Annotated in this window: 24 protein-coding genes; 17 read left to right on the top strand and 7 right to left on the bottom strand. The window is 35.2% G+C overall.

Annotation, left to right across the window (positions count from 1 at the left end):
* The first annotated feature begins 174 nt into the window (after positions 1–174).
* From LQV47_RS12840 to LQV47_RS12830, 3 genes are all read left to right on the top strand, one after another.
* On the top strand, positions 175–693 hold the full coding sequence (locus LQV47_RS12840) for a biopolymer transporter ExbD (RefSeq protein ID WP_230037460.1): 519 nt from the start codon (positions 175–177) through the stop codon (positions 691–693).
* Between the two features lie 104 nt (positions 694–797).
* Positions 798–1,580 (top strand): alpha/beta hydrolase, encoded by a 783-nt coding sequence (locus LQV47_RS12835; RefSeq protein ID WP_230037458.1) that lies wholly within the window; start codon positions 798–800, stop codon positions 1,578–1,580.
* Between the two features lie 149 nt (positions 1,581–1,729).
* On the top strand, positions 1,730–2,542 hold the full coding sequence (locus LQV47_RS12830) for a patatin-like phospholipase family protein (RefSeq protein WP_230037456.1): 813 nt from the start codon (positions 1,730–1,732) through the stop codon (positions 2,540–2,542).
* 17 nt (positions 2,543–2,559) lie between these two features.
* On the opposite strand, the gene LQV47_RS12825 is transcribed toward LQV47_RS12830, so the two are convergent.
* On the bottom strand, positions 2,560–4,152 hold the full coding sequence (locus LQV47_RS12825; protein ID WP_230037454.1) for a choice-of-anchor J domain-containing protein: 1,593 nt from the start codon (positions 4,150–4,152) through the stop codon (positions 2,560–2,562).
* A gap of 72 nt (positions 4,153–4,224) precedes the next feature.
* Positions 4,225–5,241, bottom strand: a complete 1,017-nt coding sequence (locus tag LQV47_RS12820) for a bifunctional oligoribonuclease/PAP phosphatase NrnA (RefSeq protein ID WP_230037629.1) — start codon at positions 5,239–5,241, stop codon at positions 4,225–4,227.
* Positions 5,242–5,477: 236 nt separating this feature from the next.
* On the opposite strand from LQV47_RS12820, the gene rpmH reads away from it, so the two are divergent.
* A complete protein-coding gene (gene rpmH, locus LQV47_RS12815; RefSeq protein WP_039365072.1) occupies positions 5,478–5,636 on the top strand; it encodes a 50S ribosomal protein L34 in 159 nt (52 codons plus the stop codon).
* A 153-nt stretch (positions 5,637–5,789) separates the two neighbouring features.
* Entirely contained in the window at positions 5,790–6,500 is a 711-nt protein-coding gene (locus LQV47_RS12810; protein WP_047488760.1) for an ATP-binding cassette domain-containing protein, read from the top strand.
* Between the two features lie 46 nt (positions 6,501–6,546).
* Here the strand turns inward: LQV47_RS12810 and LQV47_RS12805 are convergent, their stop codons facing one another.
* Genes LQV47_RS12805 through LQV47_RS12795 form a run of 3 tightly spaced genes read right to left on the bottom strand, consistent with a single transcriptional unit; the run spans position 6,547 to position 9,474 of the window.
* Positions 6,547–7,434: a methyltransferase gene (locus tag LQV47_RS12805; RefSeq protein ID WP_230037452.1), complete on the bottom strand. Its 888-nt coding sequence runs from the start codon at positions 7,432–7,434 to the stop codon at positions 6,547–6,549.
* Positions 7,434–8,888, bottom strand: a complete 1,455-nt coding sequence (locus LQV47_RS12800; RefSeq protein ID WP_230037450.1) for a HAMP domain-containing sensor histidine kinase — start codon at positions 8,886–8,888, stop codon at positions 7,434–7,436. The genes LQV47_RS12805 and LQV47_RS12800 overlap by 1 nt, the downstream gene beginning before the upstream one ends.
* A 1-nt stretch (position 8,889) precedes the next feature.
* On the bottom strand, positions 8,890–9,474 hold the full coding sequence (locus tag LQV47_RS12795; protein WP_230037449.1) for a riboflavin synthase: 585 nt from the start codon (positions 9,472–9,474) through the stop codon (positions 8,890–8,892).
* Positions 9,475–9,522: 48 nt separating this feature from the next.
* On the opposite strand from LQV47_RS12795, the gene pdxA reads away from it, so the two are divergent.
* The 10 genes from pdxA to LQV47_RS12745 all read left to right on the top strand — a co-directional run bounded on the left by pdxA (position 9,523) and on the right by LQV47_RS12745 (position 18,986).
* Complete coding sequence (pdxA, locus tag LQV47_RS12790; RefSeq protein ID WP_230037447.1) at positions 9,523–10,614, top strand: 4-hydroxythreonine-4-phosphate dehydrogenase PdxA; 1,092 nt, start codon at positions 9,523–9,525, stop codon at positions 10,612–10,614.
* An 84-nt stretch (positions 10,615–10,698) separates the two neighbouring features.
* Complete coding sequence (locus LQV47_RS12785; protein ID WP_230037445.1) at positions 10,699–11,229, top strand: DUF177 domain-containing protein; 531 nt, start codon at positions 10,699–10,701, stop codon at positions 11,227–11,229.
* A gap of 67 nt (positions 11,230–11,296) precedes the next feature.
* A complete protein-coding gene (gene rpmF / locus LQV47_RS12780) occupies positions 11,297–11,500 on the top strand; it encodes a 50S ribosomal protein L32 (protein WP_007843326.1) in 204 nt (67 codons plus the stop codon).
* Positions 11,501–11,625: 125 nt separating this feature from the next.
* Positions 11,626–12,108 carry an acetyl-CoA carboxylase biotin carboxyl carrier protein gene (accB, locus tag LQV47_RS12775; RefSeq protein ID WP_230037443.1) on the top strand — a complete coding sequence of 161 codons (483 nt, stop codon included), beginning with the start codon at positions 11,626–11,628 and terminating at the stop codon, positions 12,106–12,108.
* A 98-nt stretch (positions 12,109–12,206) separates the two neighbouring features.
* On the top strand, positions 12,207–13,562 hold the full coding sequence (accC, locus tag LQV47_RS12770) for an acetyl-CoA carboxylase biotin carboxylase subunit (RefSeq protein ID WP_230037441.1): 1,356 nt from the start codon (positions 12,207–12,209) through the stop codon (positions 13,560–13,562).
* Between the two features lie 367 nt (positions 13,563–13,929).
* A complete protein-coding gene (gene rocD, locus LQV47_RS12765; RefSeq protein ID WP_230037439.1) occupies positions 13,930–15,180 on the top strand; it encodes an ornithine--oxo-acid transaminase in 1,251 nt (416 codons plus the stop codon).
* A 2-nt stretch (positions 15,181–15,182) separates the two neighbouring features.
* Positions 15,183–15,980, top strand: a complete 798-nt coding sequence (locus LQV47_RS12760) for a DUF5672 family protein (protein ID WP_230037437.1) — start codon at positions 15,183–15,185, stop codon at positions 15,978–15,980.
* A 2-nt stretch (positions 15,981–15,982) separates the two neighbouring features.
* Positions 15,983–16,972, top strand: a complete 990-nt coding sequence (locus LQV47_RS12755) for a hypothetical protein (protein WP_230037435.1) — start codon at positions 15,983–15,985, stop codon at positions 16,970–16,972.
* The gene (locus tag LQV47_RS12750) at positions 16,969–17,937 is read left to right on the top strand and encodes a lipopolysaccharide core biosynthesis protein rfaS (RefSeq protein WP_230037433.1); all 969 of its coding nucleotides are present in this window, start codon (positions 16,969–16,971) and stop codon (positions 17,935–17,937) included. Before LQV47_RS12755 ends, LQV47_RS12750 begins: the two co-directional genes overlap by 4 nt.
* Positions 17,934–18,986, top strand: coding sequence for a glycosyltransferase (locus LQV47_RS12745; protein WP_230037431.1), 1,053 nt, complete (start codon positions 17,934–17,936; stop codon positions 18,984–18,986). The genes LQV47_RS12750 and LQV47_RS12745 overlap by 4 nt, the downstream gene beginning before the upstream one ends.
* Before the next feature lie 67 nt (positions 18,987–19,053).
* Here the strand turns inward: LQV47_RS12745 and LQV47_RS12740 are convergent, their stop codons facing one another.
* Complete coding sequence (locus LQV47_RS12740) at positions 19,054–20,460, bottom strand: MAC/perforin domain-containing protein (protein ID WP_230037429.1); 1,407 nt, start codon at positions 20,458–20,460, stop codon at positions 19,054–19,056.
* A gap of 405 nt (positions 20,461–20,865) precedes the next feature.
* On the opposite strand from LQV47_RS12740, the gene gltX reads away from it, so the two are divergent.
* On the top strand, positions 20,866–22,374 hold the full coding sequence (gltX, locus tag LQV47_RS12735; protein ID WP_230037427.1) for a glutamate--tRNA ligase: 1,509 nt from the start codon (positions 20,866–20,868) through the stop codon (positions 22,372–22,374).
* A 49-nt stretch (positions 22,375–22,423) separates the two neighbouring features.
* A complete protein-coding gene (locus LQV47_RS12730; RefSeq protein WP_047488710.1) occupies positions 22,424–23,380 on the top strand; it encodes an acetyl-CoA carboxylase carboxyltransferase subunit alpha in 957 nt (318 codons plus the stop codon).
* Positions 23,381–23,437: 57 nt separating this feature from the next.
* On the opposite strand, the gene LQV47_RS12725 is transcribed toward LQV47_RS12730, so the two are convergent.
* The gene (locus LQV47_RS12725; protein WP_230037425.1) at positions 23,438–24,202 is read right to left on the bottom strand and encodes a DUF6759 domain-containing protein; all 765 of its coding nucleotides are present in this window, start codon (positions 24,200–24,202) and stop codon (positions 23,438–23,440) included.
* Between the last annotated feature and the right edge of the window lie 28 nt (positions 24,203–24,230).

Genomic DNA, 24,230 nt, shown 5'->3' with positions numbered 1-24,230 from the left:
AAAGCCTTATGAAATTAAAATATCACAAGGCTTTTTCATATCAAATAATAATTAATTTTCACAAATTCATAGCATTTAAGAAATTTAGGTATAAACTTTGTATGAATTCAACCAAACTACGATCGGGTTTTAAAAGTTTTCATCAAATACCGTTTAACATTTAAAGTATTAATTATGGCTGAAGTAATCGCACAAGAAAAACAAGGCGGCAAGCAAAAAAAGAAATTAATAAGAGTTGATATGACTCCTATGGTAGATTTGGGATTTCTACTGATCACTTTCTTTATGTTCACTACCAATTTCACAAAACCCAATGTGATGGATCTGGGACTTCCGGCAAAAGGAGATCCTCCTTCAGGACCTGTCGTAATGGATCAGAAAAACCAGGTAACATTCATCCTGGGAAAAGACAACCGGGTATTTTATCATCAGAGCAATGCGGCAGATTTAAATGCAAGCAACCTGAAAGAGACCGATTTCAGTGGGATAAAGATTTCAAAAATCATTGCTGAAGCATACAAAAATGCTCCTAAACCTGAAAACTTCACCGTCATTATCAAACCGACTGATGAAGCCAACTATAAAAATTTTGTAGATATGCTTGATAACCTTGCTATTGCAAAAAAGGAACGTTATGGCGTTGCAGATATCAAACCTTGGGAAACGAAGGTTTATAAAGACTTAGTTCAATAAAAGAGAAAGAGCATTTTAAAAATGCTCTTTTTTGTTTACATTTGAATCAGCAGCAGCATCCTAAGGACTCTGCATTATTTTTAACCTTTTATAATTTTGATATCATGCTGAATTTTGAAAAAAAAGGAAACGGAAAAGAAACTTTAGTACTCCTTCATGGTTTTATGGAAAACCTTTCTATATGGAGCGATATGGAACCTCATCTTTCTAAAGATTTTTCACTTTTAAAAATTGATCTGCCCGGCCACGGACAATCTGAAATTCTTGGTGAAGTTCACACCATGGAGCTGATGGCAGAGGAGGTAAAAAAAGTTTTGGATCATCAGAATCTAGAAAAAGTACATCTATTGGGACATTCTATGGGAGGGTACGCTTCATTGGCTTTTGCCGAGAAATATCCTGATTCTTTAAAAAGTTTAACGTTGTTCTTCTCCACCTATTTCCCGGATGACGAAGAGAAAAAGCTACAGCGTATAAAAAGCTACAGAATCATTAAGGATGCGTTTGCCCATTATGTAAGAGCGGGAATTCCCAATTTATTCAATCCTAATGAAAAAGATATCCTTGAGGGTAAGATTGAAATTGCTCTTGAGGCAGCTCTTTCCACAAACAATTTGGGAGCATTGGCCTGCGTAAAAGGTATGGTAGAGAGAACTGACAAAAAACATATCATGGAAAACCTGGAAGCTAAAATACTGGTACTGGCAGGCAAGCATGACAATGCCGTAAAAACGGATATTACCATTAAAAATCTCCCGGACAGAACCAATATAAAATCTTATATAGTAGACTGTGGCCACAATGGCCATTGGGAAAAACCACGCATCTGTGCTGAGATCATCAACACTGAACTTTTACATAATCTTCCTAAAAAATTAGTGCTTTAAAAACCTATGGAATCCGCCATCTACTCTATCCTCATATTTTTAAGTTGTACAAAAGAAAAACATATTTCTACAGATAAAATAGATGCTGACCGTGATGAGCCATAATCATTTATAAAAATCCTGTATATTAGTAATGCATAATTGACGCAATGGGTTTATTCTCGTTCAAAAAAAAGAAACCACCGGTTATCGGCCTTACTCTTTCAGGCGGAGGAATGCGTGGGATTGCACATATTGCGGTTCTGAAAGCACTTGAAGAATATAATCTGAAACCACAAATAATCTCAGGAACCAGTGCCGGTTCTATTATAGGGGCTTTCTATTCTTTTGGAAAAACCCCCGATGAGATGATGGAAATCGTCAAACAGACTTCTTTTTTTTCCCGGTCTTCTCTGAAACTGTCAAAAAATGGAATTTTCAGTTCCAATTTTATTTTAAAACTTTTTAAAGATTATTTTCCTGAAGATAATTTCAATATTTTGAAAATACCGGTTTATGTTACCGCTACAGAAATGACCCACGGTATTGTTGATTTTTTCTCTGAAGGAGAACTTTTCGGGCCTCTGTTGGCTTCATCAAGCGTACCTTTCATCCTTCCCCCCGTAAGAATAGGAGACAAAATCTATGTAGACGGTGGTGTTTTAGACAATCTACCCATTGAACCTATTGTTAATAAATGCGATTTCCTGATTGCCTCCCATGTGAATTCAATAAGCTATGATGAATTAAAAAAGATGAGTCTGATGAAAGAATTTGACCGTATACTTCACTTAGCCATCGCAAAATCCGTGTATTCTAAAGTAAAATACTGCAATATATTTTTAGACCCTCCAAAAATGACAAAGTTCAGCCTTTTTAATAAGAAATACATGGACGAAATGTTTCAGCAGGTTTACGAGTATACCTGTACTGAATTAGAAGAAAAAGGATATAAAAAAAGCTCTCAGATTGAGAGCTTATAATATGACTGAATAAGTTATTATTCTTTAATCACTTTGAATGTCTGTTCAGAATCTGATGTCTTTACTTTTACCACATACACCCCTGATTTCAGATCATTTGTATTAACAGTGGCAATATTTCCTTTAACAGATTTCACCAATCTGCCTTCAGCAGAATAGAATATTACTTCTGTTATTTTTTTATCAGCTGTAGTGATATTTAAAATATCTTTCATAGGATTCGGATATACAGCAAGTGCAGATTTAGCCTTAGTTTCATTAACGGCAAGTGTTCCTGGAGCCAAAACCATAATACTGTAATCTTCGGCCTGACCATAACCACCAGTTCCTGAAACAGCAGCAAGACCGGCTCCAGAAGAATAACACGGACTTAAATAGAATGTTGTTCCCGTTGCATAATTTTTTTTCACTCTCATTCTTGTTTTTCCTAATGTAGCAGTGGCAGGAACAACAATATTTCCAGTCGCTGTTATAGCATCAATACCTGTAGAGTTTGTTATGGTTACCGCAGTGCCTGCAGCACCGAAATAGACTTCTCCTGCATCCAGGAAATCCCCATCCTGGTTCCAGTCTATATATACTACAATCTTCGTAGCATTATTCCCGTCTGTATTCCCTTTAAATGTAATAGGATAAGTTCCTCCCTGTTCTACTGAGGCTACTTTATTAACAAAATTTTCATGAGAAGGGCTTGTGAGTGCCTCTGAAGAAGTATTGGTCATATCACTTAACTTAACTGAGGTAATTGGCTCCACTCCACTGGTGAATAATAGATTACCAAAGCAATAAGGAGCAAATGAATCTCCTGTTACAAAACTATTTATCTGGCAGGCAACCGCTACACCTGCAGCATTTTTTGCCACCACTTTCCAATAATAGGTGGTATTTCCTAACAAGTTATTAAAGTCAGCAAATAAATAATTACTTGGAACTAAAGTAGTAGGATTTGGATTGGTATCAAGATATACCTCATAGCTATCTACGGGAGCTCCGGAAGTTGGTGCGGCCCATGTTAATGTTACAGCATTGGGATTTACGCCTGTCTGTCCATTGCTTGGCGATACCAGTGTACTACAGTTAGGAACTGCAGTAGGAGCAGTATCGCTGTTTATATTGTCAAATAACAACCTGAACATGTCTGCAGAAGTAGCCTGAAAGCCAACATACACTGTCTGCCCTATATAAGCCGATAGATCGATAGAGAAGAAAGTCCATTTATTGGGTGCAGGAGCAACCGGAGTAAGAACTGTTGTGAACGCTGCTGCAGTAGCTGTTGTAGTGGATAGCTTAACGGCATAACTTTCTACATAATTCGGATCCTGATTTTTTACAAAATAAGTTAATCTGTCATTTACACCTGCTGTTACAGTAATTGCAGGCGTTACTAAATAGTCGTCATGAGGAGCCGCTGAATAATTAATTTGCGCAGCATTGGGTAACGAATACACACTTCTGGGAGCTCCCGGGCCAAATATAAATTCGTTGAGATCTCCTCCGTTAATGACGGACCAGCCAGCAGGTGCTGTAGTTCCCGCATCAAAGTTTTGAGAAAATTGCGCATGGGCCAAAAGCGGCAATGCAAGCAAGAATGCTAGTAATTTTGTTTTCATAATGGTTTGTTTTTTAGTGATTTACTTTCCTAAAGTACAATAAATTCAAATTAAAAACAAACTATTATTTAATTATTTTATATTCAAAAATTCTTCTTTCGATATATATTGCTTAAAATTTTCAATAGTTCCCGCCAATGAATCGTAAGATTTTCCACCTGCAGCATTAATATGCCCACCTCCACTAAAGTATTTTCTGGAAAACTGATTGACATCTACATCATCCTTACTTCTGAAAGAAATCTTAATAAAGTTTTCATAAAGATCTTCCATAAAAAATGCAGCCATTTTTACTCCGGCAATGCTTAGTCCATAATTTACGAAACCTTCCGTATCTCCTTTTTGGAAACCATATTCTTTAAGTTCATTTCTCGTAAGGCTTAAAACAGCTACCGTACCATCATTCACCACTTCTATTCTTCCAAGAATTAAAGCCAGAAGATGAAGACGGGAAACGGTATTGGTATCCCAGGTATTGGAAGTAATCATAGCAGGGTCTGCCCCTTTTTCTATAAGGTTAGCTATTATTCTATGGGTAGCAGCGCTTGTGGAACGGAAACGGAAACCTCCTGTATCCGTCATAATCCCTGTGTAAAGACATTCTGCAACATCCTGGTTCACCATTTTCTCATCTTCCATCACTTCAATAAAATGGTAGATCATCTGGGAAGTAGCTGGAATTATTGTATCAGAATATACATAATCAAATTTTTCAGGTTGCTGGTGGTGATCAATAAGAATTTTTTTTCCCTGCGCATTAATTAGCCAGTCTCCCAGCAATCCAATTCTTGATGGGGCATTAAAATCCAGACAGAAAATCACGTCAGCTCCGGCAATCATATCAGAAGCCAGCTTTTTCTTGTATTCAGCAATGATTACTTTTTTAGATTCCGGCATCCACTTTAAAAATTTCGGAAAATCATTAGGGACAATTACTTCAGCATGAATTCCTTTGGCTTTCAGATAATGTTTCAATCCCAGACTGGAACCAATAGCATCTCCATCCGGATTATAGTGGGTAAGAATAACTATTTTGTTTTCAGGTTTAAGTAATGTATTGATTTCTAAAAGTTCTGCTGGTGTAAACATCGTGGTGTTTATTTTCGTTAAAATTAAAGTTTTCAAAGATAAAGCTTTTATATAAATCATTTAAATATTATTTTTGCACACAGAATTTCGTTTCTGATTAGGGATTTGTAAGTTTCTGATTAAAAACATTTCAAAATAATTTTAAAAAAAGATAGTGAAAATTTGTAGCTTATAAAAATTTCTATATCTTTGCAACCTGAAAATAAATAGATTAATTACGATTTAAATATATAGTAATGAGTAAAAGAACATTCCAGCCATCAGAAAGAAAAAGAAGAAACAAACACGGTTTCAGAGAAAGAATGTCTACGCCAAATGGAAGAAGAGTTTTGGCTGCGAGAAGAGCTAAAGGCAGAAAGAGTTTAACGGTAAGTGCAGCACGCGCTAAGAGATAATTTCTACCTTATCATATACAAATCATGCTTGAAAAGATCTTTTTCAGGCATTTTTTGTTGTTAAAATTTACTAAAATTTAGGTTGTATAAACTTCTTTTTCTATTTTTAAAAGTTGAAAAATTTCGTTAGAAAATAGCCTTTAAAATTAAATTATGCCACATACAAATATCTCCGGAGACAATATCATAAGTTTACAACATGCAAAGATTGCACAAAAAAACTTTACTGTTCTTACTGATGTAAATCTTAACATTAAGAAAGGTAGATTCTGCTATCTTATCGGGAAAACAGGTTCCGGAAAAAGTTCACTTTTAAAAACCCTTTACGGTCATATTCCATTAGCATCGGGACATGGATCTGTTGTTGGATTTGAGCTGGCAAAGCTAAAACCTTCTGACATTCCAAACCTTAGAAGAAAATTAGGAATTGTATTTCAGGACTTCCAGTTACTTTCAGACAGAACTGTTGAAAAGAACTTAAAATTTGTCCTTGAAGCTACAGGATGGAATGATAAAGTAAAAATGGAAGACCGTATCAATGAGGTACTGGGCAGTGTGAACATGAAAAGCAAAAAGCATAAGATGCCACACGAACTTTCCGGAGGAGAGCAGCAGCGTATTGCCATTGCAAGGGCTTTACTGAATCACCCAGACCTTATTCTGGCGGATGAGCCAACAGGAAACCTTGATCCGGAAACATCTAATGAAATTATGACTCTATTAAAGCAGGTAGCCCTTGAAAATGGAGCTGCGGTAGTAATGGCAACACATGATTATCATATGATCCAGAACTTCCCTGGTGAAGCGATCCGATGTGAAGACGGAAAAGTTTCCGTACTGGACACTGCTGAGCTATTTGAATAAGCTTTAAAAATTTAAAAGTAAAGGATTTAAATACCAAGTTTAATTTCTAGCTTCTATTAAAAACATGAAACTCTTTGGTGAGTTCAAGATATTGGTCCGAGTATTGTCTCGGACTTTTTTCTATAGTAAAATCAGATTCTTCAAGATTTTTTTCCTGTAATGAGAATTCAAGAACCAGTCTTTTAACTTTTGAATTTTCAATGCCGGTAATATTGACCCTACGGCTTAAAAACAAAGAATTTTCTTTCGCAATCGAAGTAAACACCTCTCCGGCTTCACTGGGAATAATCACAGATAAAAGCCCGGTTTCGGATAAAAGCCCGGCTGCCTGGCTAATAAGCTGTTTAAAATTCAATTCCACCGTCTGGCGGGCCATCTTATCTTTATCTGATGCTGATTCTTCAAAATAAGGAGGATTGGAAACAATCAAATCAAATGATTCTTGTGTATCGAAAGATTTAAAATCCTGATGTATATTCCTGAGTCTTGTCTGAAATGGAGCATTTTTAAAATTGGTTTTTGTAAGCGCTACCGCATCTTCATTAATATCCAGTCCTAAAAAAGCAGCTTTAGGATTTCTCTGCGCCAGCATCAAAGTAATCAGCCCGGTTCCCGTCCCGATCTCCGATTCTTGTGTATCGAAAGATTTAAAATCCTGATGTATATTCCTGAGTCTTATCTGAAATGGAGCATTTTTAAAATTGGTTTTTGTAAGCGCTACCGCATCTTCATTAATATCCAGTCCTAAAAAAGCAGCTTTAGGATTTCTCTGCGCCAGCATCAAAGTAATCAGCCCGGTTCCCGTCCCGATCTCCAATACATTTGAAGCCTTCTCAACATCGGCCAGCACACCAAGCAAAACGCCGTCTGTTCCTACACGAAAGACGTTTTCAGACTGCTGAATTTCAAACTGTTTAAATTTAAAAGATTTCACTATAAATTAGTAGGCAGTGTAATAATGAATGTTGATCCTTTCCCTACTTCGGATTTCACGGAAATTTCCCCTTTGTAGTCTTCAATCATCTTTCTAACCATAGATAAGCCAAGTCCCATCCCACTGTTTTTAGAAGTAAAATTAGGTTCGAAAATACGTTCATACATATTATCGGGAATTCCTATCCCATTATCCTGAACAGAGATCATAACTCTTCTCTGATGCTGTTCCACATCAACATTAATAATTAATTTTCTATCTTCACTCTCTGCCTGCTTAGCATTGGTTACAAGATTAGTGATAATTCTGGAAAGGTAAATCCTGTCCATACTGATCATGATATTACTCTTATTAGCATGCATAAAAACACTGTCGTCATTGAAAACACGTAATATATCTTCAACTTCAGTATTCAGGTTGATCACCTCATTATTTTTTTCAGGAAGCTTTGCAAATTCTGAGAATGCAGAAGCAACTGTGGCAATTAAGTCGATCTGATCTACCACCGTTTTACTCATCTGTTTTACTCTCTCTCTTATATTTGGATCCTCCGGATCAAATTTTCTTTCAAAATTCTGGATGGTAAGCTTCATAGGAGTAAGTGGATTTTTCACCTCATGGGCCACCTGTTTTGCCATTTCTCTCCAAGCTTCTTCCGATGCTTTGAAACGAAGTCTTTCTTTTTGATCCTGAATCTGCAGAATCATTCTGTTATAAGCTCTGGCTAATGCATTAAGCTCATCATTTTTATAATATCTGATGGGCCGCATTTCATTTTCAAACAATGTAATACGCGTAATCATATCGGAAAACTTCGTAATTGTTTTTGCAAGGCTGTTAGAAGTCACCCAGCTAATCCAAATACTGAATAAGATAAGGAATATATCTACTAAAAGGATGTATTTAACATACTGATGGAGAACATCCAGATAGGCAGATACATTATGATATAAAGGAATATAAACTATCCCTACGGGTTCAAGCTCATTATTTTTCAACAGAAGATAGGAAGAAGTAAGCTTGGCATCTTTAGAAGCGTCATATCTTGTCATATCTACTCTGGCGTCAGTAGATAAAATTTTATTGATGATTTCTATAGGAATCGTTTTCTGCTCAACAAGGCTTTCATCTTTATTGGAAAGCACATAATTTCCTTTCAGATCATAAATAACAATATCATGCTGGTTGATATCTGCTATTTCAAAAATTTTATTTCCTAAAACATTCGGCAGATCTTCCGTTTTCACAAGAGTACGGCTAACAGCATAATCCAGATACCTCATAACAGCATTGGTTTTCTCCTGCATGTCAATATTACTCTGTTGTAAAGAATTATTCCTTAAAACAAAATACGGAACAAGCGAAGTTGCCACAACACTTAAAAAGCATACCAACAGGAAACCGAAAAACACCCGGTTCCTTAAGCTATATCCTTTATACTTATTTATTGACATCCTATTTTTTAATTAACCTAGCAATATACTTACCAATGATGTCAAATTCTAAATTTACCTGATCACCTATTTTTAAATGGTTCATATTTGTAAATTCCCAAGTATAAGGAATAATAGCTATAGAAAACTGTGAATCTTCACTTTTTGCAACCGTAAGGCTGATTCCGTTTACCGTGATTGAGCCTTGAGGTACGGTCACAAAATTACCGTCCGCTTCATATTGAATGGTAATAAAATAACTGCCATCTTTGTTTTCAATATTGACTACCTCTCCTGTTTTATCTACATGTCCCTGAACAATATGGCCATCTAATCTTCCGTCCATTTTCATGCAGCGTTCAAGATTAACAACAGTTCCCAGCTCCCATTTTCCAAGATTGGTTTTTTCTAAAGTTTCATTGATAGCGGTAACAACATATTGATCATCCTTAATCTCAACCACAGTAAGGCAACAGCCATTATGGGCCAGGCTCTGATCAATTTTCAGTTCGCTTGTAAAAGGGCAAGTTAAAGTAAAATCTATATTGCTTCCTTTTTCTTCAATCTTCTCAATAACACCAACTGCTTCAATAATTCCTGTGAACATATTATTTTTTGCTAAATTTGTAAATTATAATCTTCAAAGATAATCAAAATGAGCCCAAAAAACCATAAAGTACGAGTAGGAATTTCAATCGGTGATTTCAACGGCATAGGCCCGGAGATCATTATGAAGTCTCTGAAAGACAAAACCATTACGGATTTTTTCACCCCTGTAATTTTTGGTTCGGGAAAATTATTCACTTATCAGAAAAATATTTTCAAGCTTAATCTTAACTTCAACTATGTTAATGAAGCCTCTCAAGCCCAGGAAGGAAAACTTAATATGGTGAATCTGACGAAGGAGAATGTCAACGTAGAATTAGGAGTTCCCACAGAAGAATCCACAAAAATGGCCATTGATTCTTTGGAAGCAGCTACTGAAGCATTGATGAAAGGAGATATTGATGTTTTGGTAACCGCTCCTATCAACAAGGATGAAATGGTGAAAATGGGATTCAAACATACAGGACACACCGGATACTTTGAAGAAAAATTCAGCAAAAAGGGACTGATGTTTCTGGTAACTGAAGATTTAAAAGTAGCCGTTTCTACACATCACATTCCTATTGCCAAGATTGCAGAAAACATCTCTAAAGAGAAAATAAAAAAACAAATCAGAGTACTAAATCAAACCCTGATTGAAGATTTTCAGGTTCAAAAACCTAAAATTGCTGTTTTGGGGCTTAACCCGCATGCTGGAGATGGTGGTGTAATAGGAAATGAGGAAATTGAAATCATTGCTCCTGCTATTAAAGAACTTTCTGATAACGGAGTATTAGCATTCGGGCCTTTTCCTGCCGACAGCTTCTTCCAGCCAAGTAAATACAAGAACTTTGATGCCGTTTTAGCAATGTACCACGATCAGGGATTAGCCCCGTTCAAAACATTAGCTTATGAAGAAGGCGTAAACTATACCGCAGGACTTCCTTATATAAGAACTTCTCCGGATCATGGAGTTGCTTACGATATCGCGGGGAAAAATATTGCTGATGAGCAAAGTTTTACCGAAGCTATTTTCACTGCTATTAACGTTTTCAAAAACAGAAATGAATACAGCGAATTGATGAGCAACCGCCTTCAGCCAAGAAAAATGGTTTCAGACAACGGAGTAGATGAAGATCTTCCTGATGAAACTGAAGCTTAAATCCCTAAAATAAGTTTTAAATTAATTTGTTTTAGATTTTATTTGTTATTATAAAAAAAATGCATATTTTTGCACACTCATTTTATGGACAAGTTAAGAAACTATGACGTAAGCTTTTCCGGACTTAAAAACGGAAAACACGAGTTCAGGTTTGAGATCGATAAAACGTTCTTTCAATTATTTGAAACTGAGCAGGAATTTACAAATCCTAGAATAGCAGTGGATGTCTTACTGGATAAGCACACTACGTTCTTGGAATTTGTGATTAAAATCCATGGATTAGTTGAGCTGGTTTGTGATATTACAAATGAAGACTTTGACTATTCTATTGAAAATGAGATCAAGATCCTGGTAAATTTCGGAGAAGAATATGATGATAGCAATGAAGATGTTATTACCATTCCTTCCGGAGAGCATGCTTTCAATGTAGCGCATTTGATATACGAAAATGTAATGCTATCCATTCCGATGAAAAAGATTTCACCTCATGTAAGTGATGAAGATCTTAAAGTATTAGACCAATTCAGCCCGAAAGAAATTGAGGAAACTGAAGAGGAAGAACATAAAAGTGACCCTAGATGGGAAGCATTGAGAAAATTAAAAGATAAAAATTAAATAAAATAATTTAAATATGATGAGATGATGAATCTCATCGCTCATCAATTAAAAAAGTTATTACAAAATGGCACATCCAAAGAGAAGACAGTCGTCCACAAGAAGAGATAAGAGAAGAACTCACTACAAAGCTGTAGTTCCTCAATTGGCTAAAGATGCAACAACAGGAGAGCTTCACCTTTACCACAGAGCTCACTGGCATGAAGGAAAACTTTACTACAGAGGTAAAGTAGTATTGGAAAAAGAAGTAGCAACTACTGAAGAAAACTAATCGAGGGATTTTCAAAAAACCTCATTTTAATACAAAAAACCGCCCAATTTTAATAAAATCAGGCGGTTTTTTATTGTTTTTTACGTTTTTTTGGTATCTTTGACCCAAAATCAAATATCAAATTTATGGACATTAAAGACATACAAAATCTTATTAAGTTTGTATCTAAGGCTGAGGTTTCAGAAGTAAAATACAAAACTAAAGATTTCGAAATCACTATTAAAACTCCATTAGCTGGAAGCGACGCTGTATATGCACAGCCTGCAGTTTACCATACTGCACCACAAGCGGTAGCTGCACCGGCACCCGTTGCAACTCCAGCTGCTGCAACTTCTGAAAAAGCTGAGGCTGCTTCTGATGACAGTAAATATGTAACGATCAAATCTCCAATGATCGGAACTTTCTATAGAAAACCATCTCCTGATAAAGATGTATTTGTAAATGTAGGTGATGAAGTTTCTGCCGGTAAAGTAGTTTGTGTAATTGAAGCCATGAAATTATTCAACCAGATAGACTCTGAAATCAGCGGAAAAATCGTTAAAATTTTAGTTGACGATGCTACTCCTGTAGAGTATGACCAACCCTTATTCCTAGTAGATCCATCTTAATTTTAGAGTTAGATGTTAGACATTAGATGTTAGATTAAATTCTACATTAAAATAACATTATCTAATTTTCAAATTATCTAATTTTCAAATTGAAGAAGATGTTCAAAAAAATATTAATAGCCAATCGTGGCGAAATTGCAATGCGTATTTTACGTACATGCAAAGAAATGGGAATCAAAACTGTAGCAGTATACTCTACTGCTGATAAAGACAGCCTTCACGTGAGATTTGCTGACGAAGCGGTTTGTATTGGTCCTGCAATGAGTAAAGACTCCTATCTTAAAATCCCTAATATTATTGCTGCTGCGGAAATTACCAACGCTGATGCCATTCACCCTGGTTACGGATTCTTATCTGAAAATGCTAACTTTTCAAGAATTTGTCAGAAAAACGGCATCAAATTTATTGGTGCCTCTCCTGAGCAAATCGAAAAAATGGGAGACAAAGCCAATGCTAAAGCTACCATGAAAGCAGCGGGTGTACCTTGTGTACCCGGTTCTGACGGTTTGATCGAATCTTATGAGCATGCTGTAAAAGTTGCTGAAGAAACGGGGTATCCGGTAATGATCAAAGCAACAGCTGGTGGTGGTGGAAAAGGGATGAGAGCCGTTTGGAAAGCCGAAGACCTTAAAGATCACTGGGAGTCTGCAATTCAGGAAGCCGTGGCTGCGTTCGGAAATGGAGGTATGTACATGGAAAAGCTGATTGAAGAACCTAGACATATTGAAATTCAGGTAGCGGGTGACCAGTTTGGAAAAGCTTGCCACCTTTCTGAAAGAGACTGCTCTGTACAGAGAAGAAATCAGAAATTAACTGAAGAAACTCCTTCTCCGTTCATGACAGATGAACTTCGTGAAAAAATGGGTGATGCTGCTGTAAAAGCTGCAGAATTTATTGGATATGAAGGTGTGGGAACTATTGAATTCCTTGTAGACAAGCACAGAAATTTCTATTTCATGGAAATGAATACAAGAATCCAGGTAGAGCACCCTATTACTGAGCAGGTAATTGATTATGACCTGATCAGGGAACAAATTCTTCTTGCTGCAGGAACTCCTATTTCAGGAATCAACTATTATCCAAAGCTACATTCAATTGAGTGCAGAATCAATGCAGAAGATCCATACGCTGACTTCAGACCATCTCCGGGAAAAATCACAGGATTAAATATCCCTGGCGGACACGGAATCAGAGTAGATACTCACGTTTATTCCGGATATAGTATTCCATCTAATTATGACTCTATGATTGCTAAGCTTATCACTACGGCTCAAACCCGTGAGGAAGCTATTGCTAAAATGAAACGTGCATTGGAAGAGTTCTATATTGAAGGAGTAAAAACTACAATTCCTTTCCACAGACAACTGATGGATAATGAAGATTATCTTGCAGGAAACTATACTACAAAATTCATGGAAGATTTTGTAATGGATAGAAAATATGATAATCACTAAGATTATTTTAACAATATATTGTAAAACTGCCTCTTATTGGGGGCAGTTTTTTTATTTGGAAAAAGTAATTTATGTAAAAAAAACATCAATTTCTAGCCACATGCTTACGAGCATTCGTACCTAATTTTTTGAAGCGGTCTATACACTAATTTCCAGAGAATTTTTTGCTTATGTTTATAAGGAATATTTGAAGTATCTGATCTATTCTGGCTATTCATAGAAACCGTGAAGATGTTAAGATAAATTCAACCTTTAAAAACCCCTCAATGAGCCTCAAAATATGCTTTTAATTATTGCCACGCAGCATATTATCCTAATATTTATTCATCTCATTAATATTGCTTAAATTTGCCAAAAAGCAAAACATATGTCAACAGCAGAAAAAACAAAAAACTCACAGTATTTTATTGACCTTGAAGACAAACATGGAGCCCACAATTATCATCCTCTTCCAGTAGTTCTGGAGCGTGGAGAAGGCGTTTTTGTTTGGGATGTAGAAGGCAAGAGGTACTATGATTTTCTTTCAGCATATTCTGCTGTGAACCAAGGACATTCTCATCCTAAAATTGTTGAAGCTTTAGTAGAACAGGCTAAAAAACTGGCTCTTACTTCAAGAGCTTTCTACAACTCCAGATTAGGAGAATACGAAGAAAAAATCACCAGCCTTTTTGGGTTTGACAAAGTTCTTCCTATGAACTCTGGGGCTGAAGCTGTGGAAACAGCAGTAAAGCTTGCCAGAAAATGGAGCTATGAGGTAAAAGGCATTTCAGAAAATGCAGCGAAGATCATTGTTTGTGAAAATAATTTCCATGGAAGAACCACTACTATTGTTTCTTTCTCCAATGATCCGGATGCCAACCAGAATTACGGTCCTTTTACACCAGGGTTTATCAAAATTCCTTACAACGATGTTGCTGCATTAGAAGAAGTTCTGACCAGAGAAGCCGGAAATATTGCAGCATTCTTAGTAGAGCCTATTCAGGGAGAAGCCGGGGTATATGTTCCGGATGAAAATTTCCTTAAAAATGCGTCTGAAGTATGTAAAAAACATAATGTCCTTTTTATTGCAGATGAAGTACAAACAGGTATAGCCAGAACAGGAAAACTCATTGCATGTCATCATGAAAATGTACAGCCGGATATTTTGATCTTGGGAAAAGCACTTTCAGGAGGAATGTACCCAGTATCAGCTGTTTTGGCCAATGATGAGATCATGAATGTTATTAAGCCTGGACAACACGGTTCCACATTTGGAGGAAATCCAATCGCCTGTGCAGTAGCCGTAGCAGCATTAGATGTAGTAGCGGATGAAAAATTATCTGAAAGAGCAGAAGAACTTGGTCAGCTTTTCAGAGCTGAAATCAATAAGCTTATTGAAAAAACAGACCTTATTACAAAGGTAAGAGGAAAAGGTCTTTTGAATGCCATATTGATTAATGATGGCCCTGAAAGTTCTACGGCATGGAACCTTTGTTTACAATTAAAAGAAAATGGACTATTGGCCAAGCCAACACATGGTAACATCATCAGACTTGCTCCACCATTGGTAATTACAGAAGAGCAATTACTGGATTGTGTGAAGATCATTGAAAAAACTGTATTAGAATATTCAAAATAACTTTGGTAGATATTATTATTCCAATATATAAAGAAATACCTGATCGCGATGATTTGATAGCACTCAATCAGGTATTTCATATTTTAGGAAGTTACAAAATCACTTTTATACATCCTGAAAGTCTTTCTCTTGATGCCTATAAAGATTTTAATGCTTCATTCATTAGTTTTGACGAACATTATTTCAAAAATATTTTTGGATACAATCAACTCATGATGAATGTGAATTTTTATAAAAGTTTTTCAGAAAAATATATACTAATTTATCAATCTGACTGTTTTGTATTTAAAGATAATCTTATAAATTGGTGTAAAAAAGACTACGATTATATTGGCGCTCCCTGGATACGAAGTTCAGAACATATTCCTTTATTAAAATTATTTTTTGATAAAACCATTGCAAAACTTAAGGCAGCGGTCAATTTTAAAGGGAATGGAAAATGGCAAAAAGACAAATCTCTTCTTTATAATGCTGTAGGGAATGGAGGACTGTCTTTAAGAAAGAGAGAAAAGTTTATAGAAGTTCTTGAAAAAATTCCAGAAGTAGCAAAAATTTATTTAAAATCTGAAAATACAGGGCAATTTTACGCCGAAGATGTGTTTTTTAGTATCGAGCCTGAAAGAAATGGTATAATTTTTTCTAAACCTAATTATAAAGAAGCCTGTCTTTTCTCCATTGAGAACAAACAGGAGAAAGCAATGAACATCAATAAAGGAGAACTTCCTTTTGGCTGCCATAGATGGAATAAGGAGAAAGATTTCTGGAGACCTTATTTTTCAAAAGCAGGATATTCAATATAACAATGAAGGACTTTAAAGATAAAAGTATCATATTAGCTGTTCCCAATCATTTTGGGCTACCAAAGGTTTTTAAAAAGAACCTTGAGTATCTTGGTTTTAAGGTTTTTACTGTAGAACATGATTGTTCACAGGTAAAATTGAGCGCTGAAGAGTCTTTAATTCATATTTATAAAAAGGCATTCAGTAATAACAGGACCTTTAAAGCCAAAATGTTAGCCGAAAAAAAGGAACAACCGCAACTGTTTTTTCTTGATAAAATCAGCCATGCAGATTATGCCCTGGTAGTACGTCCTGATCTGTTCAGTAAAAATGTTCTGGCCAAAATTCAGAAAAAAAGCACTTACACTGTAGCTTACCAATGGGATGGAATGCAGAGGTTTCCTTTAGCAGAAGATACCATACAATATTTTGACAGCTTTTTTGTATTTGATGAAAGAGATACCATCAGATATCCGCAGACAAAGCATATCCATAATTTTTATTTTGATTATCTGCCAGAAAAATCCGAGATAAAGCAGGACCTTTTCTTCGTAGGGACTTTTATGAAGGATCGTATTGAAGAGCTTTGCAATCTTTCTATATTATTTCAGGAAAAAAATCTGAAGACCAATATCAATGTAATCTATACTAAAGAAAAACATATCAGAAAGTATCAGGAGTATCCTATTAATTTCACAAGAACCGGAATGAGTTTTGAGGAAAACATGAAAAATGCCAAGTCTTCAAGAATTATTCTTGATTTTCAGAACACGATCCATAAAGGACTTTCTTTCAGAGTTTTTGAGGCTGTAGGATACAGAAAAAAATTAATCACCAATAATGAATTGGTAAAGGAATATAGCTTTTATAATTCTAGTAATATATTTCTGCTGAATGATTACAATATGTCTGACATCACCCATTTCCTGGCTGATGATTATATTGAATCTTCTGATGAGATTTATAAAAAATATAGTTTTACAAATTGGATCACCTGTATTTTAACAAAATGAAAAAGAGACTTTTATTTATTGCTCCAGATTACTATGGATTTAATGAAGTTATTTTTAGTGGTATAAAAAAGTATACAGATTTTGATTCTGTAATGGCTATAAGTGCTACAAACGAAAGATATCAATATAAAAACTTCTACGAAAGAGCAGAAAATTTTTTCTCTAAAACTTTTCTAAGAAAAAATTTAAAGAATCAAAAAAAAAGAGAACATTTGATAAGGCAGATGAACCAGCTGGATTATTATGATTATATCTTGGTAAATCGCCCTGATCTTTTAGACCAGGAAATGTATGATATTGTACAGAAAAAAGGAAAAAAAAAGATCGTAGTCTTTTGGGACAGCTTTAGCAAAATAGGCGGTCAAAAAGAAACTATTCCATATTATGATCTGGCATTTAGTTTTGATACTGATGATTGTAAAAATTATAATTTAAAGAAGATCAGCAATTTTTATTTCAACGAAGACCTCTATTCCAAGAATCCTATTCACGATATTGTTTTTTTAGGAACATTTGATAAACGTTTTGATGATTTGACCAAGATCATTAATAATATGAATCAGAAAGATATCGATATCAAGTGTTTCATTTATCATCCCAGTGATTTCAGTATAGATCAGCAAATTGAAAAAAATATTGTTAAATTGCCCAATATTCTTCCATTTAATGAATCTTATAGAGTGAATGAAAAAGGAAATGTCCTATTAGATCTTGCCCACGAGAATCAATCAGGATTATCATTCAGACCTTTTGATGCCTTAGGATCAGAAAAAAAACTGATTACCACAAATAAAGCAATTAAAAACTATGATTTTTATAATTCAAATAATATTTTTGTTATTGAAGATATCAACAATATAGAAATACCTTCCAATTTTTTCACAACACCTTATGAAAAGGTTGACGAACAGATCCTGGAAAAATATTCTTTTAAAAACTGGATAAATACCATTTTAGATTTATGATCTCAAGAAAAATATATTTTATCTGCCCTACTAATCCTCACCCATCCGGGGGAGTAAAACAAATCTATAGAATGGTTGACATTCTTAATAAAAATGGATTTGATGCAGCAGTCATACATAAAAAAGCAGATCAGAGAGAGACTTGGTTTCCCAATAATACAAAGGTTATCCACAACCCTTACTTATTTAAGCTGATTAAATATCTGGATAAAAAAAAGCTAAGCATAAGCAAAAGATTAAAATTAATGTATTTAAAGAAAATCAGTTTTGGTATAGAGACTGATTCTATTTTGGTTTTCCCTGAAATCTATAGCAGTATCAACAAAATAGAGCCTTTTACAAAAAAAGTTATTTTTAATCAAAACTGCTATTATACATTCAACGGTTTTCCATTAGGAAGTCATACAGAAGATTTTCCATACAATAAAAAAAACATCTTGGAAACCATTGTTGTATCTGAAGACTCTAAGAATTACATCAAGACAGCTTTTCCCGGCACATCAGTTCATAGAATACGATTAGGGATCGATGCCAGTATTTTCAATTTTTCCAAAAATAAGGAAAAAATCATTGCCTTCATGCCACGAAAGTTATCTGAAGACAGTACTCAAATTATTAACATTTTTCAATCTAGAAATAAAAGTTCTGACTGGAAAATTATGCCTATTGACAATAGGAGTGAAAACGAAGTTGCAGAAATCCTTAAAAAAGCTGCTATATTTTTGAGTTTTAATCATAAAGAAGGATTTGGTCTTCCTCCCGTTGAAGCTATGTCTTGTGGATGTTACGTAATTGGATATAGAGGGCAGGCAGGAAAAGAATACTTTAATCCTGAGTTTTCATCCTCCGTAGAAGATGGTAATATTATTGAGTTTGTACTGAAAATAGAAGAAGCTACAAAGATGTATGATAGAAATCCCCAGGAAATTATAGATAAGGGACATATTGCTTCCGAGTTTGTATTAGCAAATTATTCTACGAGCAATGAGGAAAAAGATATTATCAATATCTGGAATAGCATTATGACCCGTGCAGAAGAGCAGGATTAACCACATAAATAATAGAAGAAGCCGTCCTTTCAGACGGCTTCTTTCTTGTATAATATCACATACTTTATTAGTAAGCATAGAAAGGAATACCTTCTGCTATATATTCACGCGGAGTAACCGGAGCTCCTCCCGGGGAAGCAATATAGTAATGATCTTTTTGAGATGGGCTATAAAATTGATAAATTGGTTTTTTTGTGCTGTCCATAGTCGCATAAAAAGCAATTCCTTCATATGTATAAGTAGAAGGTGTACCCAGATAAGTTGAATAATAGTGATCTTTCTCTTGTGGGCTATAATAGTGATAAACAGGAATTGTTCCGGGTGCCTTGTATGTATACGCTTTGAAGAATTCTCCCTCAGCAACATACGTATTTGGCGTTCCTGGCCAAGTAGAAAGAAAGTGATCCGTTTCTTGTGCGCTATAAAAACCATATATAGGAACCGGAATATAATCCAGCATTACTTTATTATCAATCAGATATTGATTTACATATGCTTTAAGCTGAGCTTTTTTAACAGGATCTTTTATTAAATCATAGATAAATATCAACCCATCATTTCCAAAGTCAACCAATACTGCATTGTTAACAGTAGAGCTATTTTGCCAGTTTGCAATATTAATTTTGGAAGTATTCTGATCAATATTAATTTCTCCTATTAAACCTTTTGAGGGATCACCACCTCTTGTTCTGTAGGATAATTTTCTGGAAAAGTTTTTGCTTGATTCTGATGTATCAACATCATTTTGAGCATCAACATCAAAAACTTTAAGTAAACCAACCTTGACACCAATTCTTGCAGCACGGTCACGGCTTTCGTTAGTGGTTTCAGATTGGAACATAATATCCATTTTAGCTCCTGTATAAATGTCTACAGCTACGTGGGTACCGTAGTCCTGAACAATTTGCTGTGGTGTTTTATTTTGTAGATCTTGTGAAAATTCAGGGGTTAAATAATCTCCCAGCATATCTGCAGTAGCATTAAATCTTAATCGTCTCTGCTTAATTAAAAGGTTATAGCTTCCATAAATATATTTTGCATCAAATTTATGATTAGTTGTAACAGCTGAGTTAAATCCTACGGAAAGTGTTTTTTTAAATAACGGAATTCCTGCTGTAGCATTTACTTTAGTGGCAACCATTTTAGAATAAGTTTCTGCATTTTCTCCATAATCTTCCACATATTCTTGTGAATATGTATTTTCAGCCAGTATTCTACCGCCCTGCTCCGCCTTAAATCGATCAATATCAATTACTTTGAAGCCCGCAGCATTGGCATTAGCATACTCACCTGCAGCATTATATCCATGCCCAAGGATATCATAAGCTCCGTCTCCTGCAGATCTTCCAACTACTGAACTGCTGGCTTTGGTTTGCTGCTCAGCTGTCATCTCACTGCTAAGGTCTTCAGAAGAACATGAAGCCAAAAGTAACATTAGCAAACTGCTAAAGCAAAATACAATTTGTTTTGTCATAAGTATTTTTTTAAAATTCCGGGCAAAGGTAGCATACAGCGATATGCAAATGAAGAATAACAAAATGATATATATCATAAAACAGTGAATTTAATATACGCCAAAATCACTTTTATCACTGCATAAAACAATCACTATAGATTGAATTAATTAATATATAAATTAATTTTATTCTTATTTATTGATTGCCTATAATAATTTTTAGTATTCCAGTATATCTATTCAAATTATAAACATTTTGCCCCATCTTTTACAATTAAGCACCTACAATTAAAGTTCTTAGCTATTTACAGCTTCTATCCTCAGGGAATGAAGTGGTTTAAATATAAAAATCGGAAAATACACGGTTATAAATCATCTCCTAAACGCATAATTTTAAGTAAATTTGCAAAAATTAAAATTGAAATGGAGAAAGTAAGAGTACGTTTTGCTCCAAGTCCTACAGGACCTTTGCATTTGGGAGGCGTAAGAACCGCATTATATGATTATCTTTTTGCTAAAAATCAGGGTGGAGAATTTGTACTGAGAATTGAAGATACAGATACCGCAAGATATGTAGAAGGGGCTGAAGAATATATTGAAGAAGCTTTAGAATGGTGCGGAATCATTCCTGATGAAAGTCCTAAGAAAGGAGGAAAATTTGCCCCTTACAGACAATCTGAAAGAAGAGATATCTATGACCGGTATACTGAGCAGATCTTAAAAACAGATTATGCTTACCTGGCTTTTGACACTCCCGAGGAGCTGGATGCTATGCGGGCAGAATTCGAGGCTAGAGGTGATGTTTTCTCTTATGATAACAAAACCAGAAACCGTTTAAGAAATAGCCTTGCACTTTCTGAAGAAGAAGTTCAGAAATTACTGGACGGAAAAACACCTTATGTGGTACGATTTAAAATGCCTGTTGACAGAGTATTGAATCTTGAAGACATTATCCGTGGAAAATCGTCTGTAAATACCAATACTTTAGATGATAAGGTTCTTGTAAAAAATGACGGAATGCCTACTTATCATTTTGCCAACATTATTGATGACCATGAGATGGAAATTTCTCATGTAATCCGTGGTGAAGAGTGGCTGCCTTCTTTAGGTCTGCACACTTTATTATACGAGGCAATGGGTTGGGAAGCGCCACAATTCGCTCACCTTTCTTTAATTTTAAAACCTGAAGGTAAAGGAAAATTAAGCAAAAGGGACGGTGATAAATTCGGATTTCCGGTATTCCCGCTTGATTTTAAAGATCCTGCAACTGGAGTTGTTTCCAAGGGATACAGAGAAAACGGTTACCTACCTGATGCATTCATCAACATGGTTGCTTTATTGGGTTGGTCTCCTGCCGATGATAAAGAAATTCTTCCATTGGAAGATATGATCAAAGAATTTGATCTTCATAAAGTACATAAAGCAGGAGCTAGATTCAGTAAAGAAAAGTCAGAATGGTTCAACCATCAGTATATTCAGATGCAATCTGATGAAGAACTTCTTCAGCTTCTTAAAAATACAGATCTTGATCTTTCCGGTTCTTCAGACGAAAAACTGTTAAAGGTGATTCAGCTGATGAAAGAAAGAGCTACTTTCCCGAAAGACATTTATGAAAACGGAAAATTTTTCTTCGAGGCTCCAACCTCTTATGATGAAAAAGCCTCAAAAAAAGCATGGAATGAGGAGACTTCTGCTATTTTAGAAGAATTGGCATCTACTCTTGAGTCTTCGGACTTTACTGCAGAAGCGCTCAAACAGACGGTTCATGACTTTGCCGAAAATAAAGGGCTGGGAATGGGTAAAGTAATGATGCCTTTGCGTTTGTCTTTAGTAGGAGAATTGAAAGGACCTGATGTTCCGGATATTTTGGAAATCCTTGGAAAAGAGGAAAGTACCTCCAGAATAGGCAATGCCATAAATAATTTTAAATAGAATAACCATAATTTTTCATACATTTGAAAGATTTAATTTACTTCAAGAAATGGAATATTTAAGTTTCGAACTTCCTATCAAAGAATTAATGGATCAATACCAGACCTGTTCTTTAGTAGGAGAAGAAAGTGGTGTTGATGTAAAATTAGCATGCAGCCAGATTGAGGATAAGATTTTAGAAAAGAAAAAAGAAATCTACGAAAATCTTACACCTTGGCAAAGAGTACAACTGTCCCGTCATCCGGATCGTCCATATACTATAGACTATATCAACGGAATGGCAGACAAAGGCAGTTTTCTGGAACTTCACGGAGACAGAAACTTCGCTGATGATCCGGCAATGATTGGAGGATTGATTACCCTGGATGGTCAAAGAGTGATGATTATAGGAACTCAAAAAGGAAGAACAACTAAAGAAAGACAGTACAGAAGATTTGGAATGCCAAATCCTGAAGGATACAGAAAAGCTTTAAGATTAATGAAGCTAGCTGAAAAGTTCAATATTCCTGTTGTAACTTTAGTAGATACCCCGGGAGCATATCCAGGATTAGAAGCTGAAGAAAGAGGACAAGGTGAAGCTATTGCAAGAAATATTTTTGAAATGGTTCAGCTTAAAACTCCTATTTTCACTTACATTATTGGAGAAGGAGCTAGTGGTGGAGCATTGGGAATAGGTGTAGGAAATAAGGTATATATGTTAGAAAACACTTGGTATACCGTAATTGCACCGGAAAGCTGCTCATCCATCCTATGGAGAAACTGGGATCACAAAGAAGATGCAGCCAATGCATTAAACCTTACTCCACAGGATGCTTTAAGAGAAAAGTTCATTGATGGAATCATTGAGGAACCTCTTGGAGGGGCTCAGTATGATCCGGAAACCACTTATTTAAATCTAAAGAGTTCTATTTTACAGAATATAAAAGCTTTTTCCAAATTTACAGGGCAAGAGCTTGAAACCCAGAGACAAGATAAATTCATTGCAATGGGTCAGTTTAAAGGATAAAAAAACAAAAGGGTTAAGAAATATTTTCTTAACCCTTTTTTAAGCTCTAGTCTTCTTCTAATCCGCAACATTGAGAGCAATTTCAATGTCCTGGTTAATTTTCTTTAATGAAGAATATTTTGCATCACATACCATGGTGGTCAATATATATTCTCCTTTATCTATAAGAATAAAGTTTTCCCCTTTAGCAGGAACACTCAGATTATAATATTTTTTACCATTTATTTTTACGATCAGATTACAACTGGACCTGTTTTTAATATTGACGTAGGCTTCATTTTTATTGATATCATTGCTAAAGAGATGGGTAAGCATGGCCGCCCTTCTTTTATTTTCTTCACTCGCCCCCGACTTGGAAGAGCCTGCACTTTTTGCTGAACCTACCGAAGCATAGCTTACACTTCTTTCTTCTTTTAATGCATCAATAGCGGCAGCTGTATTATTAGCTGTGGAGACCTTATTATTAGCAGCAGAAGATTTATTGGCAGCCAACACTTTGCCACTATTCAGCTCATTGTTTTTTACTATTTTTTCAATCTTTTCTTTGCCGATCGGTTTGATTGTAGGTTTTGCTTCAGGAGAATTATCAGCCATGATAATTTCCATCAGCTTTCTTTTAAAATAGTCTGTTTTTGCGTGGCCGGGATTTTGTTTCAGGAAACCTGCTATTATTCTTGCTTCTTTAGAAATCTCTGCTTCCTGCTCTGTATAGATGATTACTGTTTCTTTTTCTATAACAGCTTTAGATTTCGATTTTTTCTTTTTTTGGGAAAAACCAAGAGAAAAAATGCATATAAATAGAAGGAAGAAGAATTTTTTCATTAATCAAAACTTTAAAATAGTATTAAAT

The organism is Chryseobacterium sp. Bi04 (genome assembly GCF_918698085.1).
GTDB lineage: Bacteria > Bacteroidota > Bacteroidia > Flavobacteriales > Weeksellaceae > Chryseobacterium.
Note: the sequence above shows the minus strand (reverse complement) of the source record. Positions and strands in the feature narration are given on the sequence as shown.

Coding starts and splice junctions, on each gene's coding strand:
- LQV47_RS12745 (WP_230037431.1), top strand. CDS start 17,934: ATGATCTCAAGAAAAATATATTTTATCTGCCCTACTAATCCTCACCCA.
- accC (WP_230037441.1), top strand. CDS start 12,207: ATGTTCAAAAAAATATTAATAGCCAATCGTGGCGAAATTGCAATGCGT.
- LQV47_RS12785 (WP_230037445.1), top strand. CDS start 10,699: ATGGACAAGTTAAGAAACTATGACGTAAGCTTTTCCGGACTTAAAAAC.
- accB (WP_230037443.1), top strand. CDS start 11,626: ATGGACATTAAAGACATACAAAATCTTATTAAGTTTGTATCTAAGGCT.
- LQV47_RS12740 (WP_230037429.1), bottom strand. CDS start 20,460: ATGACAAAACAAATTGTATTTTGCTTTAGCAGTTTGCTAATGTTACTT.
- rocD (WP_230037439.1), top strand. CDS start 13,930: ATGTCAACAGCAGAAAAAACAAAAAACTCACAGTATTTTATTGACCTT.
- LQV47_RS12830 (WP_230037456.1), top strand. CDS start 1,730: ATGGGTTTATTCTCGTTCAAAAAAAAGAAACCACCGGTTATCGGCCTT.
- gltX (WP_230037427.1), top strand. CDS start 20,866: ATGGAGAAAGTAAGAGTACGTTTTGCTCCAAGTCCTACAGGACCTTTG.
- LQV47_RS12800 (WP_230037450.1), bottom strand. CDS start 8,888: ATGTCAATAAATAAGTATAAAGGATATAGCTTAAGGAACCGGGTGTTT.
- LQV47_RS12755 (WP_230037435.1), top strand. CDS start 15,983: ATGAAGGACTTTAAAGATAAAAGTATCATATTAGCTGTTCCCAATCAT.
- LQV47_RS12730 (WP_047488710.1), top strand. CDS start 22,424: ATGGAATATTTAAGTTTCGAACTTCCTATCAAAGAATTAATGGATCAA.
- LQV47_RS12725 (WP_230037425.1), bottom strand. CDS start 24,202: ATGAAAAAATTCTTCTTCCTTCTATTTATATGCATTTTTTCTCTTGGT.
- LQV47_RS12750 (WP_230037433.1), top strand. CDS start 16,969: ATGAAAAAGAGACTTTTATTTATTGCTCCAGATTACTATGGATTTAAT.
- rpmH (WP_039365072.1), top strand. CDS start 5,478: ATGAGTAAAAGAACATTCCAGCCATCAGAAAGAAAAAGAAGAAACAAA.
- LQV47_RS12795 (WP_230037449.1), bottom strand. CDS start 9,474: ATGTTCACAGGAATTATTGAAGCAGTTGGTGTTATTGAGAAGATTGAA.
- LQV47_RS12835 (WP_230037458.1), top strand. CDS start 798: ATGCTGAATTTTGAAAAAAAAGGAAACGGAAAAGAAACTTTAGTACTC.
- LQV47_RS12825 (WP_230037454.1), bottom strand. CDS start 4,152: ATGAAAACAAAATTACTAGCATTCTTGCTTGCATTGCCGCTTTTGGCC.
- rpmF (WP_007843326.1), top strand. CDS start 11,297: ATGGCACATCCAAAGAGAAGACAGTCGTCCACAAGAAGAGATAAGAGA.
- LQV47_RS12820 (WP_230037629.1), bottom strand. CDS start 5,241: ATGTTTACACCAGCAGAACTTTTAGAAATCAATACATTACTTAAACCT.
- pdxA (WP_230037447.1), top strand. CDS start 9,523: ATGAGCCCAAAAAACCATAAAGTACGAGTAGGAATTTCAATCGGTGAT.
- LQV47_RS12840 (WP_230037460.1), top strand. CDS start 175: ATGGCTGAAGTAATCGCACAAGAAAAACAAGGCGGCAAGCAAAAAAAG.
- LQV47_RS12810 (WP_047488760.1), top strand. CDS start 5,790: ATGCCACATACAAATATCTCCGGAGACAATATCATAAGTTTACAACAT.